Origin of the sequence: Mobilicoccus sp. (assembly GCF_032060985.1) — a bacterium.
In the GTDB taxonomy this organism is placed as follows: domain Bacteria; phylum Actinomycetota; class Actinomycetes; order Actinomycetales; family Dermatophilaceae; genus Mobilicoccus.
Window position 1 is genome coordinate 43391 of record NZ_DAMBGD010000019.1, and the last position, 18521, is coordinate 61911.

An 18521-nucleotide genomic window follows, 5' to 3' on the forward strand; every position below is an offset into this window, starting at 1 on the left:
GGACGGCTCGGGCGGATGCCTGAATCTTCGCCCACGCGTGCCCCGCGCGGGGCCTTCGGCGCCGCGCGGACGTGATCACAGGTCGTCGGCGTCGAGGATCCGGTAGGCGTACCCCTGCTCGGCGAGGAAGCGTTGGCGGTGGGCGGCGAAGTCGGTGTCGACGGTGTCGCGGGTGACGACCGTGTAGAAGGTGGCCGCGCGTCCGTCGCTCTTGGGACGGAGCACGCGGCCGAGGCGCTGGGCCTCCTCCTGCCGCGAGCCGAACGCGCCGCTGACCTGGATGGCGACCGATGCGTCGGGGAGGTCCACGGAGAAGTTGGCGACCTTGCTCACGACGAGGCGGGTGATCGCTCCCGCGCGGAACTGCTCGTACAGGCGGGTGCGGCCCCGCACCGTGGTCTCGCCGGTGAGGAGCGGTGCGTCGAGGCGGGCGGCGAGGGTCTCGAGCTGGTCGAGGTACTGACCAATGACGAGCACCGGCTCGTCGGGGTGACGCGCGACGAGCCGTTCGACGACGGCGTCCTTGATCGGCGCACACGCGGCGAGTCGGTAACGCTCCTTCGGCTCGGCGGTCGCGTACGCGAGACGTTCGGCCTCGCTCAGGGCCACGCGTACCTCGGTGCACTCCGCCGGCGCGATCCACCCCTGCGCCTCGATCTCCTTCCACGGCGCGTCGTACCGCTTGGGGCCGATGAGGGAGAAGACGTCGTCCTCGCGGCCGTCCTCGCGGACGAGGGTCGCGGTGAGGCCGAGGCGGCGCCGGCTCTGCAGCTGAGCCGTCATCCGGAACACCGGCGCCGGCAACAGGTGCACCTCGTCGTACACGACGAGACCCCAGTCACGGGCGTCGAGGAGTTCGAGGTGGGGGTAGACGCCCTTCCGCCGAGTCGTGAGCAGCTGGTACGTCGCGATGGTCACCGGGCGGACCTCCTTGCGCGCACCGGAGTACTCACCGATCTCGTCCTCGGTGAGGCTCGTGCGCCGCAGGAGTTCGTCTCGCCACTGCCGGGCGGCGACGGTGTTCGTCACGAGGATCAGCGTCGTCGCCTGGGCCCGCGCCATCGCCGCCGCGCCCACGAGGGTCTTGCCCGCGCCGCACGGGAGCACGACGACTCCCGAACCGCCGTGCCAGAACCCGTCGACGGCGTGCTCCTGATAGGGGCGCAGGGACCACCCTTCCTCGCGAAGCGCGATGGGGTGCGACTCCCCGTCGACGTGCCCCGCGCGGTCCTCGGCGGGCCAGCCGACCTTGAGGAGCTCCTGTTTGAGGTGACCGCGCTCGCTCGGGTGGACGACGATCGTGAGGTCGTCGAGGGCCTCGCCGAGCAGTGGCGCGATCGCCTTGTGGCGTCGGACCTCCTCGAGGACCGGCCGATCGGTGGCTCGCAGGACGAGCCGTCCGTCGACGACCTCGAGCGTGAGACGGCCGTACCGGTCCATCGTGTCGGCGACGTCGATGAGCAGCGCGTGCGGCACGGGGAACCGGCTGTGGGTGACCAGGGCGTCGACCACCTGCTCGGCGTCGAAGCCCGCGGCACGTGCGTTCCACAATCCCAGCGGGGTGACGCGATAGGTGTGCACGTGCTCGGGGGCGCGTTCCAGTTCGGCGAACGGCGCGATCGCGCGACGCGCGGACGTCGCGTCCTCGTGATCCACCTCGAGGAGGACGGTCTTGTCGCTCTGGACGATCAACGCACCCGGCACGAGGATTCACAACGGCCTCGGGCGCCTCGTTGTTCCGGGGGGTGGGGCTGTCCGACGAGGCGGAGGACCCGCGATCTCGGGCGCCGCGGAGAGGGACCGGCCGGTAACGATGACGTGGCGAGAGGCAAGGTAAGCCTGGCCATGCTGGACAACCGGGTCGACCGTCCAGGACGCTGAGCCGGCGGCGGGTTCGGGGGTGCTCTCGGGGGGCGCCGGAAGGGGGGACGACATGACGTTGTGGAGCACGCGGCCTCCGGTATCGGCCGAGGTGAGCGGCGAGGCACCGGTCACCGGTGGTCGCGCGGAGCGGGTGCGTCAGCGGGCGCAACGACGGTTCTATCCCGAGGTTCAGGCCCTGCGCGCCGTGGCGATCGGCATGGTGCTGCTGTTCCACTACGGCTCAGGGTTGTTCGCCACCCAGGGGTCGTTCGTCGGTGTGGACGTCTTCTTCGTGATCTCGGGCTTCCTCATCAGCAGCCACCTGATCGCCGAGGTCGACCGCACGGGAAGCGTGCGTCTCCCCGCCTTCTACGCGCGGCGCGCACGACGGCTGCTGCCGGCGAGTCTGTCGGTCCTGTTCGTCGTGGCGATCGGGTCGGTGCTCCTCCTCCCGCGGGACGAGTGGGGTCTGGTCGGGCGCGCGATCGTCACCGCCGCGTTCTACGGTTTCAACCTCTTCGCCGCAGCCGAGGTGGCCCGTGACCCCGGCGTCCACATCCACTCCCTGCCGAGCGTCCACTACTGGTCGCTGTCGGCGGAGGAGCAGTTCTACCTCGTCTGGCCGCCGCTCATCCTGCTCGCCGTGGCGATCGCCGCCGCTCTTCGGCGTCGTGGCCGCACCGTCGGCACGGTGAGCGCGATCGGCGTGACCCTGGCGATCGTCGCGTCGATCTCGTTCGTCTGGTCGGTGGCATGGACTCTCGCCGACCCTCGGATCGCCTACTTCATGACGCCGACCCGTGTGTGGGAGTTCGCGGCGGGTGGCCTCGTCACGATCGTGCTGCGTCGCTGGGCTCCGACCGAGGGCACGGCCACGGTGCTGCGATGGATCGGGCTCGTGCTCATCCTCCCCGGGTCGCTCCTCCTCGCCGTGCCCGACGTCCTGCCCGGGCCAGGAGTGCTCGCCGCACCCGATGCATTCCCCGGGCCGATGGCGCTGCCCGCGGTGCTCGGCACGGCCCTCGTCATCATCGCGGGCGGCACCCGGCGCGGGACGTTCATGGACGCCGTCGTGGGGTGGCGCCCGGTGCAGTGGCTCGGGCTCATCTCCTACTCCGTGTACCTGTGGCACTGGCCGCTCATCCCGTTCGCCGAGGCCGCGTGGAGCGGCATCGGTGCGCCGCGTCGCCTGCTCCTCCTCGGTCTGTCGCTCCTGCTCGGGCATGTGTGGCAGAAGTGGGTCGAGGACGCGAGCCGCTACATCCCCGGTCTCAAGCAGAACACCCGCGCCTCCCTCTGGCTCGCCCTCGCCGGGATGCTCGCCCTCGGGGCCGTCGGCGCCGCCCTCGCCTACGCCGGGACCTGACCCCGCCCACCCCCGCCGCACTCCACCCCACCCCACCCCACCTCGCCCTGCCAGGTCGGATGACGTCCTCGCTGACCTCGTCCGATCGGGGCCATGACCCCCGAATCGATGACGTCGTCGCGGGCGAGGCGTGGGCGCCCGGGCGCGATCCGCCGGTGGGATCAGGGAGGATGGGTGGTAACGACCGACCCGCGACGACGACGTCAGGAGACGAGCGATGCGATCCCCCCAAGTCCAGCCCGCCGAGGGGCTGCCGTCGCGCGTCCGGATCTACGAGGTCGGGGTGCGTGACGGGCTGCAGAACGAGAAGTCGATCGTGCCCGTCGACGTCAAGGCCGAGTTCGTCCGGAGGCTGGAGAGCGCCGGGGTCGAGACCATCGAGACGACGTCGTTCGTGTCCCCGAGGTGGGTGCCACAGGTCGCTGACGCCGCCGACCTCCTCGCCGACCTCGGCGACTCGGGCCGCGCGCCGCAGCGCCCCGTGCTCGTCCCGAACGCCCGCGGCCTCGACCGCGCCCTCGAGGCAGGAGTCTCGTCCATCGCGATCTTCGGGTCGGCCACCGAGACCTTCGCGGCGAAGAACCTCAACTCCACCCTCGACGGGCAATTCGACATGTTCGGCCCCGTCGTCGACCGCGCGAAGGCCGAGGGGCTGTGGGTGCGGTGCTACGTGTCGATGTGCTTCGGGGACCCGTGGGAGGGCGACGTGGCCGCGGAGCAGGTCGTCGCGGTCTCCCGGCGCCTCACGGATCTCGGTTGCGACGAACTCTCGATCGGCGACACCATCGGCGTGGGGACGCCGGGACAGATGGAGGCCGTCCTCGACGGGCTCGTCGCCGCGGGGATCGACCTGTCGAGCATCGCCGTCCACGTCCACGACACGTACGGCCAGGCCCTCGCGAACACCCTCACCGCCCTGCGCAAGGGCGTGAGCATCGTCGACTCCTCCGCGGGGGGTCTCGGCGGCTGCCCCTACGCCAAGAGCGCGACCGGCAACCTCGCCACCGAGGACCTGGTCTGGATGCTCCACGGCCTCGGGATCGAGACCGGCATCGACCTGGAGAAGCTGGTCGCCACGAGCATGTGGATGGCCGAGCAGCTCGGTCGGCCCAGCGCCTCCGCGGTCGTGCGGGCCCTGGGGGCGCGCGGATGACCACCGAGGAGCGGCAGCTGCCCTCCCCTGACTCAGACGGCGGCCGAGACGCCGCAGGGCAGGGAGCGGAGGCCGAGGTCACCGTGCGGGCGGCTCGGATCGAGGACCTCGAGGCCATCGTCGACCTGCTCGCCGACGACCCCCTCGGCGCCCGTCGTGAGGGTGGCGACCTCGCGCCCTACGCGGCGGCGTTCGCGCGGATGACCGCCGACCCCGGTCAGACCCAGGCCGTCGCCGAGCTGTCGGGGCAGGTCGTGGGCACGCTGCAGCTGTCCATCATCCCCAGCCTCACCCGCCGCGGCACGACCCGGGCGCAGATCGAAGGGGTGGGCACCCTGTCGAGCCTGCGGGGCCGGGGCATCGGCGAGACCCTCTTCGCGTGGGCGTTCGACGAGGCCCGCCGGCGCGGCGCCGGGCTCGTGCAGCTCACCTCCGACACCTCTCGCGGAAACGCCCACCGCTTCTACGAACACCTCGGATTCGTCGCCAGCCACACGGGGTTCAAGCGCGACCTCTGAGGCGTGCGACCGGCTCGGCCTCGATGCCGGCACTGAGTGAACCGTTGTGGTGGTCGGGGACGCGGCAGGGCCACCACGAGGGTGCCGAGTGAACCGTTGTGGTGGTCGGGGGCGTGGTGGGGTGAGCCCGAGGGTGCCGAGTGAACCGTTGTGGTGGTCGAGGGGTGGCAGAGGGCCGAGGGCGGAGTCGGTCGTCAGTCCACGCCGAGATCGGTCACGTGCGGTGGGGCCGGGTCAGTCCCACCAGAACTCCCAGGCCGTCGCACTGGAGAGCATCGAGGTGGCCGCGCCGAGACCGACGGCGGCGAGGCCGAGGGCCTGCATGATCGCGCGTCCGGCCCAGGGCGGGTTCGTGCCTCGACTCCACCCACGCCGGTCCCGGCGCGAGGGTGCTCCACGACCCGTGGGAACGCCTGGCGCGGCTCCACCTACGCTGGCGGCATGGTCGTTCTGCCTGCTCCTGGTCCGCTCGATCTCGCCCCCGTCCGGGCACTGTTGCTCGACATGGACGGGACCCTCGTGGACTCGCATCGTTCGGTCGAGCGGTCGTGGCGGATCTGGGCCGAGAGGTACGGAGTCGACCCCGAGGCCGTCGTCGCCGTGTGCCACGGGGCGACGGGCGACGAGACGATGCGTCGCTTCCGCCCCGACCTCGACGACGAGACGATCGCCGCGGAGAACGCCGCCCACCTCGCTCAGGAGACCGGCGACGTGAGTGACGTCGTCGCGGCCGCGGGTGCGGTCGATCTGCTGGAGACGTGTGCACGGTTCGACGTGCCGTGGGCGGTCGTGACGAACGCCGACACACCGCTGGCGCGCGCCCGGCTCGGGGCCGCGGGTTTCGACCCCGTCCACCTCGTCTCTGTGGACGACGTGGAGGTCGGCAAGCCGGATCCGGCGAGCTATCGGCTCGGGGCGGAACGCCTCGGGGTGCCGATCGAGGACTGCCTCGTGGTCGAGGACAGCGGTACCGGTCTGGCGGCGGGGCGGGCGGCCGGGGCGCGGGTCGCCATGCTTCATCGGGATGACGGTGACCTGCGCCTGAATGATCTCGCCGAACTCGCTCGGATGCTCGAGGAGGCCAGGTCCTGACGGGGTGAGGCCGGACGCTCGTTGCGCCGTCGGGGTTCGGCCGAGATCCTCGCAGGCGGGAACCATTGTCGGAGGTCACCGTTACGGTGAGGGAAACCAGCTCGACGAGGAGAGATGGACGAGGAGATGCAGATGGATGACAACGGTGCCGGGCTGCGCTCGGGCCTCGATGTCGGCGCGATGGACCGCTCGGTGCGGCCCCAGGACGACCTGTTCGAGTTCGTCAACGGTACGTGGCTGGAGAAGACGGAGATCCCCGCCGACAAGGGCCGGTACGGCTCGTTCGACATCCTCCGCGAGAAGGCCGCCGACGACGTCCGCGTGATCCTCGAGGAACTCGTCAGCGCTGCGGTCGGTGAGGGCGAGGGCGCGTCCGAGTCCGGCGGGCCGGAGTCGGACGCGGAGGTCCGCGGCAAGGTCGGGGCGTTCTACCGGTCCTTCCTCGACGAGGCGCGCGTGGAGGAGCTCGGCCTCGCCCCCGTCGCCGACGACCTCACCGCGATCCGCGGGGCCGCCGACCTCACGGACCTGTGGCGGATCCTCGGGCGGCTGCAGCGCGAGGGCGTGGGCGGCGCGGTCGAGGTGTTCGTCGACACCGACGCCAAGGACTCGTCCTCCTACATCGCCCACCTCGAACAGTCCGGCCTCGGGTTGCCCGACGAGTCGTACTACCGCGAGGAGGACTACGCGGAGCTGCGCGAGGCCTACGCCCGTCACCTCGCCACGATGAGCGCGCTCGTGGGAGAGGGTCTCGCCGCATCCGGTGGGTTCGACGCGGCGGAGGTCGTCGAGGTCGAGCGGCTCCTCGCCTCCGGGCACTGGGACCGGGTGCGTTGCCGCGATGCGGTGGCCACCTACACGAAGTTCTCGATCGAGGAGATCGAGAGGCACGCCCCGAACGTCCCCTGGCGGGTGTGGTTCGAGGCCCTCGGGGCGCCCATGGACCGGCTCACGCACGTCGTCGTGCGGCAGCCGAGCTACCTCGAGGCGTTGTCCGAGGCCTGCACGAGCGTGCCGCTGGAGCGGTGGAAGGAGTGGGCGGTGCGCCGCGTCATCGGGTCGATGGCGCCCTTCCTGTCCGCAGCGATCGTCGCCGAGAACTTCGAGTTCTACGGCCGCACCCTCACCGGAACCCCGGAGCAGCGGGACCGGTGGAAGCGTGGCGTCGACCTCGTGGGCGCCGTGCTGGGGGAGGCCGTCGGTCGCCTCTACGTGGACAAGCACTTCCCTCCCCGCGCCAAGGAGCGCATGGTCGAGCTCGTCGACAACCTCATCGAGGCCTACCGCATCGACATCGGCGACCTCGATTGGATGAGCGAGGAGACCAAGGCCAAGGCCCTCGACAAGCTCGGCACGTTCGTCCCCAAGATCGGCTACCCCGACGAGTGGCGCGACTACTCCGCGCTCGAGGTCGTCGAGGGTGACCTCGTCGGCAACGTCCGCCGTGCCCGCGCCTTCGAGATGGACCGGGACTGGCGCAAGCTCGGCTCGCCCGTCGACCGCGGGGAGTGGTTCATGCCGCCGCAGACGGTCAACGCCTACTACAACCCCGGCATGAACGAGATCGTCTTCCCCGCCGCGATCCTGCAGCCGCCGTTCTTCGACGTCGACGCCGACGACGACGCCGTCAACTACGGCGCGATCGGATCTGTCATCGGCCACGAGATCGGTCACGGCTTCGACGATCAGGGCTCCAAGTACGACGGTCTCGGAAACCTCGACGACTGGTGGACCGAGAAGGACCGGGCCGCCTTCGACGAGCTCACGAACAAGCTCATCGCCCAGTACGACGCCCTCGAACCGCGTGACCTGCCGGGCGAGAAGGTCAACGGCGCCCTCACCGTCGGGGAGAACATCGGCGACCTCGGCGGCGTCACCATCGCCCACCTCGCCTACCGCCTCAGCCTCGGCGACGGCGGCCTCGACTCCGCCCCGGTCATCGACGACCTCACCGGTGACCAGCGGTTGTTCGCGGGCTGGGCACAGGTCTGGCGTGGCAAGGCCCGCCCCGAGGAGGCCAAGCGACTCCTCTCGATCGACCCGCACTCGCCGTCCGATCTCCGGGCCACGATCGTCCGCAACCTCACCGAGTTCGTCGAGGCCTACGACGTCCGTCCCGGCGACGGCATGTGGCTCGACCCGGCCGAACGGGTCCGCATCTGGTGAGGCGGCGGGGGTGACGTGGTGCGGGTGACGCGGAGGGCGCGACCGCCTCACCTGCCCACGTCGCCGGCCCAGCTCACCCCACCGTCCCCGCCGCGCCCCCGCGTACGGTTGCCCGGACGCGGGCCGGACGCGGGCCCGGACGCCGCGCGTGCGGCTCGTTCAGGAGGGCCGGTGCGGCGGCGTGACCGGAGGTCGGGGGTCGTGGAGGCCGCTCACGTCGGTGACGTGACTGATCGGCCACGACGTGGGGCGGCGAGTGATGAGGTCGGTGGCTCCGACGCGGCCGTCGGCCACGTGCGTGACCCGAACGGCATGGGTGATGACCTGACCTCCGGCATGCACGACGCCGATCCGCATGGGAGTGCCCTCGGCCGCCGCCTGGCGCAGACGGGACAGCACGATCTCCGGGTCGGATCCGGAGGCGGGCGCGGTGCCGGCCCCCCTCCCCGCGTCGGCGTCGGACGGTGAGGAGCGCAGCGCGGCGACCACGGCCTCGACATCGGGCGGGGCCGGAGGGGTGTAGCGGAACGCGCGTGGCACGAGAGCGCGCGCGGGCGCACTCACGTCGGGGGCGACCGTCCCGTCCACCCCCTCGATCACCGCGTGCACGTCCACGCCGCGGAGCAACGTGCGCAGTTGTGACCCCGCGAGCGACGACACGAGCACGGTGGGCGCGAGCCGGCGAAGACGCGCGGGAGCGGCCTCCGGCCGGGCGAGGAGCGCGTCGAGGGCGGCGACGTCGTCACTGCGCAGGTAGCTCCGGCAGCTCCCGACGCGGGCCGCGCCGTATCCCCGGGCGGCGTCCCGCACGAGGAACTCCAACGGCTGCGGCACCCCCGACCGGCTGAGCCGGGTCAGCTCCTGGAGGACGTCGTCCACCTCCCACCCGGCGTCGAGGAGCCGACGCACGCTCGCCGAGGAGAAGCGGTAGGTCGCGCCCCCGCCACGGGACTCGAGGTCGGCCGCGAGACGAAGGAAGGTCGCCGTCCGGGTGTCGAGTCGCCCGGGGGCGATCGCGGTGAGGTCGGCCTGCAGGTAGAGGTGATCGACGGGGTCGGGGAGCTCGAGCGTGGCCCCGAGGGCTCGCACGTCGGCGTCATGGTCGCGCTCCGCGGTGGTGAGGAGGGCCCGACCGGGGGCGGCGATCGCCCGGCCGACGCTCACCCCCAGGACCTCGGCCTCGGCGAGGGTGTCGTGGACGACCTGCTCGGCCACACCATCCGGCAGGCGCGGAGACGCCCACCTCAGCCGGGCGAGGACGTCCTCCTCGCCGAGCCCCAGTCCCGGATCGAGGTCGGCGAGCACGCTGAGCACCCGCCGCCGCAGATCGACGAGGACGGCGCCGACGGTGACCTCGGGCGTGAACACCTTGATCGGTCCGGAGTCACCCCGGCCACCGACCCGCCCGGGAGCACGGGGCAGATCGCGCCAGGCCAGGGCGAGCACGGCCCATCGGTGGGCGTCGTCGGCGTCGAGCCACGTGTCGTACGCCTTGGTCGGGGCCCAGACGGGCTCGTTGCCGCCGTCGCGCCCGAGGAGTCCGGCCGCGTGGCCCACCTCGAGGATGAGAGCCGTGAGCGGCGTGTCGAGGCCGACGAGGCGGGTGGTGGCGGCGAGGTCGCGCACGGAGAGCCCGCCGCCACGCAGGGCGCGCGGTGGGTCCTCTCCCCACGCCGTCGCGATCTCCTCGACGAGCGTGAGGACGTCGCCGGCCTGCGCCCCGGCCGAGGCGTCGAGGTCGCGGACCGGTCGTGGCGTCGCGGGGGGCGGGGCGATCGGCGACTCCTGCCACAGGCGACCGCCCCGCAACGCGAGGGCGACGGGCCGGGGCAGGGTGACGGCTCCCGGGTCGGCCTCGTGGAGGCGCAACGATCCGTGCGCCACGAGGTGACGCACCGCCGGTCCGAGCGGCCCGTCGGGGTCGAACCGCCCTTCCGCCGGTCCCCAGGTGAGGCGCGCGAGGACCTCCCGGGCCCCGGCGGGGGAGCCGTCGGTGAGGGCGGCGAGAGCCGATTCCGACCTGGTGCCCCGTCCCGACTCGCCGCCGTGCGACGTCCTCACGTCCGAGGGCGACCGCGACCCTCGGGCGCCGGGGTCGGCGTCACCCGCGGCATCGGGCGCGACGGGCGAGACGGGCGCGACGGGGGCCACGGTGGCGTCGCGGCGCCGAGGATCGTCGGGGTCGTCGCGCGGAGGATCGACCGGGACGGTGCCTCCCGCCGCCTCGAGATCCACGTGCAGACGACGGCGGATCTCGGCATCGTCGGGGTGTGTCGGTGCGAGATCGGCGACGGGTCCGACGACCTCGAGCAGGGGTCCCGGCACCCCGACGCCCGTGCCGTCGAGGAGGATCAACGCCCGCGTGTGAAGGTCGGCGAGGAGGGCCTCCGCCGACGTCGGCGCACAGCCGAGGAGCGTGGCCACCTCCGTCGTCGTCACGGCCCCGTGGGCGCGGGCGGCCGGGGGCGCCCCGCGTCCCGCACCGGACCCCGATCCCGCACGACCCGTCACGACATCGGTCTCGGTACCCGGTGGGAGGTCCGCGGCGACGATCGCCGCCTCGAGCGCGGCGAGGTGGGCGCGGTCGAGCCCGTCGAGCGCTCGCCGCAGGCTGCCCGGGGACAGCGCCCGGGCAGCCAGGGCCTCGACCGTGCGGGGTGCGGGGTGGGCGAGGTCGGGCCGGTTCCGGAGGAGGGTGACGAGGTCGGCGTCCGAGCGCGACGACAGATCTCCCGCGATCACGGCGGCATCGGGTCTGCCCGCCCGGTGGGGCGATGCGGAGGCGGGTCTGCGGGCGGTCGGCACGGTGTCACGTTATGTCCGTCCCGGCGCAGGTGCGGACGGGGCGGCACGAGAGGTCGGCGGTCGCCACCCCCTCCGGCACGGCGCCCCCACGCGACCGTCCCGACCACCGACCCCACCACGCCGTCGGTACCGCCACTGCGTCCCCGCCGCCGTCCCGACCCCACGTCCCTCGGCAACCACGCAGTCACCACCTGCTCGCCACCAGCACGGTGTCCCGGACCGACGCCACCTGATGCCGCCCACCGCTCGGCGCGAATGACCGCCCGTTCGGCGGAGTCCCCGGTCAGGGCACCGCCCCCTCCACCGGCCGCGGCCAGGATGTCTCGTAGATCACATGAGAGCCGGAGGTCCGTGAATGTCGAACACCGAACTGTCCTACGACAAGGGCGAGTCCACCACGCCGCTTCTCGAGGAGACGATCGGCGCCAACCTCGAGAACACGGTCGCCGCCCACGGCGACCGTGACGCGCTGGTCGACGTCCCGAGCGGACGACGGTGGACGTACGCGGAGTTCGACGCCGACGTGAACCGGCTGGCCAAGGGGCTCATCGGTGTGGGCCTGGAGAAGGGCGACCGCATGGGGATGTGGTCGCCGAACTGTCCCGAGTGGACGCTCCTGCAGTACGCGACCGCGAAGGCCGGGGTCATCCTCGTCAACGTCAACCCCGCCTACCGCACGCACGAGTTCGACTACGTCGTCGAGCAGTCGGGGATGCGGATGATCGGTGCCGCGGTCGAGTACAAGTCGTCGCGCTACCGCGACATGGTCGAGCAGACCCGCGCGAAGCGACCGGCCCTGGAGAGGGCGTTCTACATCGGCGACGAGAGCTGGCAGGAGTTGCTCGCCGCGGGGGAGTCGGTCACCGACGCGCAGCTCCGCGAGCGCAGCGACTCCCTCGCCCCCGAGGACCCCATCAACATCCAGTACACGTCGGGCACCACGGGATTCCCCAAGGGCGCGACCCTCAGCCACCGCAACATCCTCAACAACGGCTTCTTCGTCGGCGAGATGATCCACTACAGCGAGCAGGACCGGGTCTGCATCCCGGTGCCCTTCTACCACTGCTTCGGCATGGTCATGGGCAACCTCGCGTGCACGAGCCACGGCGCCTGCATGGTGATTCCCTCGCCGACGTTCACGCCGCAGGAGGCACTGACGGCGGTCTCCCAGGAGAAGTGCACGTCGCTGTACGGCGTCCCGACGATGTTCATCGCCGAGCTCGGTCTCACGGACATCGGCGACGTCGACCTGTCGACGCTGCGCACCGGGATCATGGCCGGATCGCCGTGCCCGGTCGCGGTGATGAAGCAGGTCATCGACCGCATGAACATGAGCGAGGTCGCGATCAACTACGGCATGACCGAGACCTCGCCGGTGTCGACGTCGACCCGCACCGACGACGACCTGCGTCGCCGCACCGAGACGGTGGGTCGCGTGATGCCGCACGTCGAGATCCAGATCATCGACCCCGTCACCGGGGAGCGGGTGCCGCGTGGGGAGACCGGCGAGTTCTGCACCCGCGGCTACTCGGTGATGACGGGGTACTGGAACTCCCCGGACAAGACCGCCGAGGCCATCGACGAGGACGGGTGGATGCACACCGGCGACCTCGCGACGATGGACGAGGACGGCTACTGCGCGATCGTCGGGCGCATCAAGGACATGGTCATCCGCGGCGGGGAGAACATCTACCCGCGGGAGATCGAGGAGTTCCTCTACACGCACGAGGCGATCGCCGACGTCTCGGTCGTGGGGGTGCCGGACGAGAAGTTCGGCGAGGAGCTCATGGCGTGGATCATCACCGCGCCCGGCCACGACCCGCTCACGGTGCAGGACATCAAGGAGTTCGCGGACGGCAAGCTCGCCCACTACAAGGTGCCCCGGTACGTCCACTGCGTCGAGAGCTTCCCGATGACCGTCACCGGCAAGATCCGCAAGGTCGACATGCGCCAGGAGGCCATCGCCCTCCTGGGGCTGCAGCGCTGACGCGCCGGCCGGTGACGCGGCGGCCGGTGACGCGGCGGCCGGTGACGCGGCGGCCTGCGCCGGCGGGCCGCCGGCACGCCGGCCCCGATGCCCGGTGGAGGAGGCCCGTCTCCGAGCCCCCTCGCGCCGAAAGGCCGGACGGCACGGGACGGTAGCCTGGGAGTGCCCGTGGCGGACGCGCGGGTGGATCCGACGAAGAGGTGAACGGTGCCGACGGGGAAGGTCAAGTTCTACGACGCCGACAAGGGGTTCGGCTTCGTCTCCGGCGACGACGGCCAGGACGTGTTCCTGCCTGCCGCGGCGCTGCCGGAGGGGACGAGCACGCTCAAGGCCGGCACCCGTCTCGACTACAGCATCGCCTCGGGCCGTCGTGGCGCCCAGGCGATGCACGTCAGCGTCCTCGACCCGCTGCCGTCGGTCGCCCAGGCCACGCACGCCAAGCACCGTCGGCCCGCCGACGAGATGGCGGTCATCGTCGAGGACCTCATCAAGCTGCTCGACAAGACGTCGAACGATTTCCGCCGGGGCCGCTACCCCGAGCCGCGGGAGGCAGCCAGGGTCGCGTCCGTCCTCCGGGCGGTCGCCGCGCAACTGGACGGTGTGTGACATGGCGGTCAAGAAGGACCAGACCCTCGCCGAGGCGGTCGACCTCGCGCGCGAGGCGGCGGAGAGCATCGCCGAGCCGGGCGCGGTGGGCGACCACCTCGGCATGACGATGGACGACGAGCGTCTGGCGACGCACTCCTTCGCCTGCACGACGCCCGCCTATCGCGGGTGGCGGTGGGCCGTCGTCGTCACCCGCGTCGCCCGCAGCCGCAAGGTGACGATCTGCGAGACCAACCTGCTGCCGGGTCCCGACGCTCTCCTCGCGCCCGAGTGGGTGCCCTACGTCCAGCGCCTCCAGCCCGGCGACGTGGGCCCCGGCGACGTCCTGCCCTACACCGAGGACGACGAGAACCTCGAGCCCGGATTCGAGGCGACGGGCGAGGAGGACGTCGACCAGATGGCCCAGTGGGAGCTCGGCCTCGGTCGTGCGCGCGTCCTGTCGGCCGAGGGGCGCGACACGGCGGCGCAACGCTGGTACGACGGCGACCACGGCCCGCACGCCGAGGTCGCCGAGAAATCTCGTGAGATGTGCCTCACGTGCGGGTACTACCTCCCGCTCGCCGGCGCGTTGCGCGTGATGTTCGGAGTCTGCGCGAACGCGTGGTCACCCTCGGACGGCAAGGTCGTGAGCCGCGACCACGGGTGCGGCGCACACAGCGAATCCGACGTGCGACAGTCCGACCGCGCCTCGGTATCCGCGCCGGTGGTCGACGATCTCGCAGTCGACGTCCTCGGCTGACCGACCGGACCGGATCCGTCGTCGCCGACCGCTCCGGAACCCCTCGGGGCACCCGGGCGCGCCTTCCGTCCCGACACCGAGGTCGCGTGCCGTCCCGCACGACGAACACGCCCCCTCCCGGGCCGCCCGACGGCGTGTACGGAGGCGCTCGTTCCTGCGAATACTCTGTGACGCATGTCCAGCACTACGGAGACGGTCGCCCCCTCTGGTGGTCTCGATCGTTATTTCAAGATCACCGAGCGCGGGTCCACACTCACCCGTGAGATCCGGGGTGGTTTCGCCACCTTCTTCACGATGGCGTACATCGTCGTCCTCAACCCCCTCATCATCGGCACGGTCAAGGACGGCTCGGGCGCCTACCTCGGCGGCGGCAGCGAGCCCAACCTCGCGATGGTCGCGGCGGGCACGGCTCTGGTCGCCGGTCTCATGTCGATCTTCATGGGTGTGTACGCGAACTACCCGCTCGCGATCGCCGCGGGTCTCGGTCTCAACGCGTTCGTCGCCTACGGCATCGCGTCACTGCCGAGCATGACGTGGGCCGATGCGATGGGTCTCGTCGTCCTCGAGGGTGTCCTCATCCTCGTGCTCGTCCTCACCGGGTTCCGGCGCGCGGTGTTCCACGCGATCCCCGCCCAGCTCAAGACGGCGATCAGTGTCGGCATCGGCCTGTTCATCACGCTCATCGGCCTCTTCGACGCGGGCATCGTGCGCAAGGCCCCGGCGACGCCGGTGCAACTCGGGGTCGGTGGATTCCTCGCCGGCTGGCCGACGCTCGTCTTCGTCGTCGTGCTCCTCGCGATCATCGTCATGATGGTGCGCGGAGTCTCGGGCTCGATCCTCTACGGCATCATCGGCGGCACCGTGCTCGCCATCGCCGTCGAGGCCGTCGTGCAGGTCGGCAGCCAGACCGACGCAGGAGGCAAGGTCGTCAACCCCACCGGGTGGGGCCTCAACGTCCCGCGGCTGCCCACCCACGTCTTCGACACACCGGATCTCGGTCTCCTGGGCCACTTCAACCTTCTCGGCTCGTTCACGAACATCGGTGTCATCGCCGCCGGCCTGCTGATCTTCACGCTCATGCTCGCCGACTTCTTCGACACGATGGGCACGATGGTGGCCATCGGCGCCGAGGCGGGGCTGCTCGACGAGGAGGGCAACCCGCCGAACAGCCAGCGGATCCTCGTCGTCGACTCCCTCTCCGCCGTCGCGGGCGGGATGGGCAGCGTGTCGAGCAACACCGCCTACATCGAGTCCGCCTCGGGCGTCGGGGAAGGGGCGCGCACCGGCCTCGCGAGCGTCGTCACCGGCCTGCTGTTCCTCGTCGCGATGTTCCTGTCCCCGCTGGTCGCCGTCGTGCCGTACGAGGCCGCGACGCCGGCGTTGGTCATCGTCGGCTTCCTCATGATGCAGCAGGTGGTCGGCATCGACTGGCACGACATCGACATCGCCATCCCGGCGTTCCTCACGATCGTGCTCATGCCGTTCACGTACTCGATCACAGCGGGCATCGGCGCCGGGTTCGTCGCGTACGTCGCCATCAAGATCGCCCGCGGCCAGGCGCGCACGCTGCACCCGCTCATGTGGCTGATCTCGCTGCTGTTCGTGCTGTACTTCGCCATCGACCCGATCAAGACCCTCCTGCTCGGCCCCCACTGAGCAGTGACAGGCTTGCCCTCATGACTCCTCGTACCCGACGCCTCGTCGTGCTCGTCGCCCTCGTGGCGATGATCGTCGCGGTGGTGGTGGCACCGCTCTTCTGAGCTCCGCTCCCTGCCCGGCCGGCCCCTCGACGAGCCCGACCGACGCCGCCCGCCGGATCATCGCGATCCGGCGGGCGGCGTCGTGGGTGTCCGGGCCGGGGCGGCCGCGGCCTGTGGGTCGCAGGGCTGCAGAACCCCAGGGCCCAGAGACCCAGGGCGCGTGCTCGGGACGTGAGGTGAGCGCCTCGTCAGGAGAGGGCGACGACGACGTGGTCGATGCAGGCGGTGAGGGCCTCGACGTCGGCGGGGTCGACGGCGGGAAACATCCCGACGCGGAGCTGGTTGCGGCCGAGGCTCCGGTAGGGGTCGACGTCGACGATGCCGTTCGCCCGGAGCGCGGCGATGACGGCGGGGCCGTCGACGGCGTCGTCGAGGTCGATGGTGCCGACGACGTTCGAACGCCACGTGGGCTCCGCGACGAACGGCGTCGCGTAGGCCGAGCGCTCGGCCCAGCCGTAGAGCCGGGAGGCGCTGTCGGCGGTGCGTGCGCTCGACCACGCGAGTCCGCCCTGGGCGTTCATCCACCGGAGTTGGTCGGCCATCATGACGAGCGTCGCCAGGGCAGGGGTGTTGTACGTCTGGTCCTTGCGGGAGTTCGCCACGGCGGTCGACAGGTCGAGGAACGCGGGGACGTACCGGCCGGACGCGGCGATCTCGGCCGTGCGCTCGAGCGCCGCGGGGGACAACACGGCGAACCACAGCCCGCCGTCGGAGGCGAAGCCCTTCTGCGGAGCGAAGTAGTAGACGTCGGCCTGCGACAGGTCCACCGGCAGGCCACCCGCACCGGAGGTGCCGTCGATGACGACGAGCGCATCGTCGACCGCCCCGGGCACGCGCGCGACGGGGGCCATGACGCCTGTCGAGGTCTCGTTGTGCGGCCACGCGTACACGTCGACGTCGTCGGCGTGCGGCGTCGGCAGGGAGCCGGGCTCGGCCCGGACGACGGCGGGGTCGGCGAGGAAGGGCGCCGCGCTGGTCGCGGCGGCGAACTTGGCGGAGAACTCCCCGAACACGAGGTGTTGGGCGCGCTCCCGCACGAGGGAGAACGTCGCGACGTCCCAGAACGCCGTCGACCCGCCGCAGCCGAGGACGACCTCATACCCCTCCGGCAGCGAGAACAACGACGCGAGACCCTCGCGCACCTCCCCGACCAGGCGCCGTACGGGCGCCTGGCGATGCGACGTGCCGAGGACGGTGCGCTGGACCTCGACGAGGCGCTCGACCTGCGCGCCACGCACGCGGCTGGGGCCGCTGCCGAAGCGTCCGTCGGTGGGCAGCAGACCTGGCGGGATGGTGGGGATGTCGCTCACGGCGGTCCTTCGGACGTGGGGGGTGGGGGTCGATCCTCCCATCCTGCGACGTCGGTGACCGGACGTGGTGGGCGGCCCACGTACTGCGCGTAGGGCCGGATCACGATGCCGAGGCGCTTCTGCTCGAGGATGTGCGCCGACCATCCTGCCGAGCGTGCGCAGCCGAACAGCGAGCTGAACGCATTGGGCGGCACCTCGGCGAAGGAGAGGAGGACCGCCGCCCAGAAGTCGAGGTTGGTGTGCAGGTCGTGGCCCGGGTGGCGTTCGGTGAGGAGGGCCGTGGCGGTGCGGTCGACGGCGTCGGCGACCTCGAACAGCGGCGCGTCGAGGCGGCGGCAGACCTCTCGGATGACGTCGGCGCGCGGGTCGCGGGCGCGGTAGACGCTGTGCCCGAACCCCATGATCCTGCGCCCGGAGTCGAGTCTGGCGGTGAGGTAGGGCGTCGGGTCGTCGAGGTCGGCGACGGCCTCCAACAGCCGCAGCACGCGTGCCGGGGCGCCGCCGTGCAGCGGTCCGCTGATCGCGCTCATGCCGGCGGCGAGGCACGTCGCGACGTCGGCGCCCGTCGAGGCCACGAGCCGGGTCGTCGCCGTCGAGGCGTTGAACCCGTGTTCGGCGGCGGTGACGAAGTAGGCGTCGAGGGCCTCGACGTGACGCGGATCGGCCTCGCCGCGCCACCGCACGAGGAAGCGCTCCGCGACCGAGCCCGCGGTGTCGACGACACGTTGGGGGACGACGGGAAGGTCCGGTCCACGGGCGGATTGGGCGACGAACGACAACATCAGTACCGAGGCCCGCGCGAGGTGGTCGACCGCGGTCGCGTCGTCGATGTCGTGCAGCGGCCCGAAACCCCACACGGGCGAGACCGAGGCGAGCGCACTGACGACGTCCGCACTCATGTCGCCGGTGCGGGCCGGCAGCGGGAAGATGTCGGCGGGCGGGAGGCGATGGCGCAGGTCGTCGACGACGAGCAACCCCCAGACCCGGTCGAACGGGACGACCCCGACGAGCTCACGGATGTCGACGCCGCGGTACCGCAGCACCCCGCCGTCGGGATCGGCCTCCGCGATGGCGGTCGTCCGCGGCATGGTCCCGGTCAAGGGGGGCGGCTCACCCGGTGTGGTCATGGTGCTCAGTCTGCCGACGACGTGTCCGG

At 71.7% G+C, this 18521-nt stretch carries 13 protein-coding genes; 9 read left to right on the forward strand and 4 right to left on the reverse strand.

Going from position 1 to position 18521, the window contains the following annotated elements; translation table 11 throughout:
- Positions 1–75 precede the first annotated feature (75 nt).
- Entirely contained in the window at positions 76–1704 is a 1629-nt protein-coding gene (locus RT054_RS13815) for a DNA repair helicase XPB (RefSeq protein WP_313024610.1), read from the reverse strand.
- A gap of 229 nt (positions 1705–1933) precedes the next feature.
- Here RT054_RS13815 and RT054_RS13820 point away from each other — a divergent pair, with 229 nt between their 5' ends.
- The 5 genes from RT054_RS13820 (at position 1934) to RT054_RS13840 (ending at position 8158) form a co-directional block, all read left to right on the forward strand.
- Positions 1934–3229 (forward strand): acyltransferase, encoded by a 1296-nt coding sequence (locus RT054_RS13820; protein WP_313024612.1) that lies wholly within the window; start codon positions 1934–1936, stop codon positions 3227–3229.
- A gap of 217 nt (positions 3230–3446) precedes the next feature.
- Positions 3447–4382 (forward strand): hydroxymethylglutaryl-CoA lyase, encoded by a 936-nt coding sequence (locus RT054_RS13825; RefSeq protein WP_313024614.1) that lies wholly within the window; start codon positions 3447–3449, stop codon positions 4380–4382.
- Positions 4379–4900: a GNAT family N-acetyltransferase gene (locus RT054_RS13830; RefSeq protein ID WP_313024617.1), complete on the forward strand. Its 522-nt coding sequence runs from the start codon at positions 4379–4381 to the stop codon at positions 4898–4900. The genes RT054_RS13825 and RT054_RS13830 overlap by 4 nt, the downstream gene beginning before the upstream one ends.
- A 441-nt stretch (positions 4901–5341) precedes the next feature.
- Complete coding sequence (locus tag RT054_RS13835) at positions 5342–5992, forward strand: HAD-IA family hydrolase (protein ID WP_312720589.1); 651 nt, start codon at positions 5342–5344, stop codon at positions 5990–5992.
- 132 nt (positions 5993–6124) lie between these two features.
- Positions 6125–8158: a M13-type metalloendopeptidase gene (locus RT054_RS13840; RefSeq protein ID WP_313024620.1), complete on the forward strand. Its 2034-nt coding sequence runs from the start codon at positions 6125–6127 to the stop codon at positions 8156–8158.
- Between the two features lie 159 nt (positions 8159–8317).
- Here RT054_RS13840 and RT054_RS13845 read toward each other — a convergent pair whose 3' ends face one another.
- Complete coding sequence (locus RT054_RS13845) at positions 8318–10900, reverse strand: helicase-associated domain-containing protein (protein WP_313024622.1); 2583 nt, start codon at positions 10898–10900, stop codon at positions 8318–8320.
- Between the two features lie 418 nt (positions 10901–11318).
- On the opposite strand from RT054_RS13845, the gene RT054_RS13850 reads away from it, so the two are divergent.
- The 4 genes from RT054_RS13850 to RT054_RS13865 all read left to right on the forward strand — a co-directional run bounded on the left by RT054_RS13850 (position 11319) and on the right by RT054_RS13865 (position 15951).
- Positions 11319–12950: an AMP-binding protein gene (locus RT054_RS13850; RefSeq protein WP_313024626.1), complete on the forward strand. Its 1632-nt coding sequence runs from the start codon at positions 11319–11321 to the stop codon at positions 12948–12950.
- 207 nt (positions 12951–13157) lie between these two features.
- Positions 13158–13556 (forward strand): cold shock domain-containing protein, encoded by a 399-nt coding sequence (locus tag RT054_RS13855; protein WP_313024628.1) that lies wholly within the window; start codon positions 13158–13160, stop codon positions 13554–13556.
- Between the two features lies 1 nt (position 13557).
- Entirely contained in the window at positions 13558–14295 is a 738-nt protein-coding gene (locus tag RT054_RS13860; protein WP_313024631.1) for a DUF3027 domain-containing protein, read from the forward strand.
- Between the two features lie 174 nt (positions 14296–14469).
- On the forward strand, positions 14470–15951 hold the full coding sequence (locus RT054_RS13865; RefSeq protein WP_312720599.1) for an NCS2 family permease: 1482 nt from the start codon (positions 14470–14472) through the stop codon (positions 15949–15951).
- A gap of 292 nt (positions 15952–16243) precedes the next feature.
- Here the strand turns inward: RT054_RS13865 and serC are convergent, their stop codons facing one another.
- Together serC and RT054_RS13875 are read right to left on the reverse strand one after the other, a co-directional pair.
- A complete protein-coding gene (serC, locus tag RT054_RS13870; protein ID WP_313024635.1) occupies positions 16244–17407 on the reverse strand; it encodes a phosphoserine transaminase in 1164 nt (387 codons plus the stop codon).
- A complete protein-coding gene (locus RT054_RS13875; RefSeq protein ID WP_313024637.1) occupies positions 17362–18492 on the reverse strand; it encodes a citrate synthase 2 in 1131 nt (376 codons plus the stop codon). Before RT054_RS13875 ends, serC begins: the two co-directional genes overlap by 46 nt.
- Between the last annotated feature and the right edge of the window lie 29 nt (positions 18493–18521).

Coding starts and splice junctions, on each gene's coding strand:
- RT054_RS13825 (WP_313024614.1), top strand. CDS start 3,447: ATGCGATCCCCCCAAGTCCAGCCCGCCGAGGGGCTGCCGTCGCGCGTC.
- RT054_RS13820 (WP_313024612.1), top strand. CDS start 1,934: ATGACGTTGTGGAGCACGCGGCCTCCGGTATCGGCCGAGGTGAGCGGC.
- RT054_RS13865 (WP_312720599.1), top strand. CDS start 14,470: ATGTCCAGCACTACGGAGACGGTCGCCCCCTCTGGTGGTCTCGATCGT.
- RT054_RS13860 (WP_313024631.1), top strand. CDS start 13,558: ATGGCGGTCAAGAAGGACCAGACCCTCGCCGAGGCGGTCGACCTCGCG.
- serC (WP_313024635.1), bottom strand. CDS start 17,407: ATGGGAGGATCGACCCCCACCCCCCACGTCCGAAGGACCGCCGTGAGC.
- RT054_RS13835 (WP_312720589.1), top strand. CDS start 5,342: ATGGTCGTTCTGCCTGCTCCTGGTCCGCTCGATCTCGCCCCCGTCCGG.
- RT054_RS13830 (WP_313024617.1), top strand. CDS start 4,379: ATGACCACCGAGGAGCGGCAGCTGCCCTCCCCTGACTCAGACGGCGGC.
- RT054_RS13875 (WP_313024637.1), bottom strand. CDS start 18,492: ATGACCACACCGGGTGAGCCGCCCCCCTTGACCGGGACCATGCCGCGG.
- RT054_RS13840 (WP_313024620.1), top strand. CDS start 6,125: ATGGATGACAACGGTGCCGGGCTGCGCTCGGGCCTCGATGTCGGCGCG.
- RT054_RS13850 (WP_313024626.1), top strand. CDS start 11,319: ATGTCGAACACCGAACTGTCCTACGACAAGGGCGAGTCCACCACGCCG.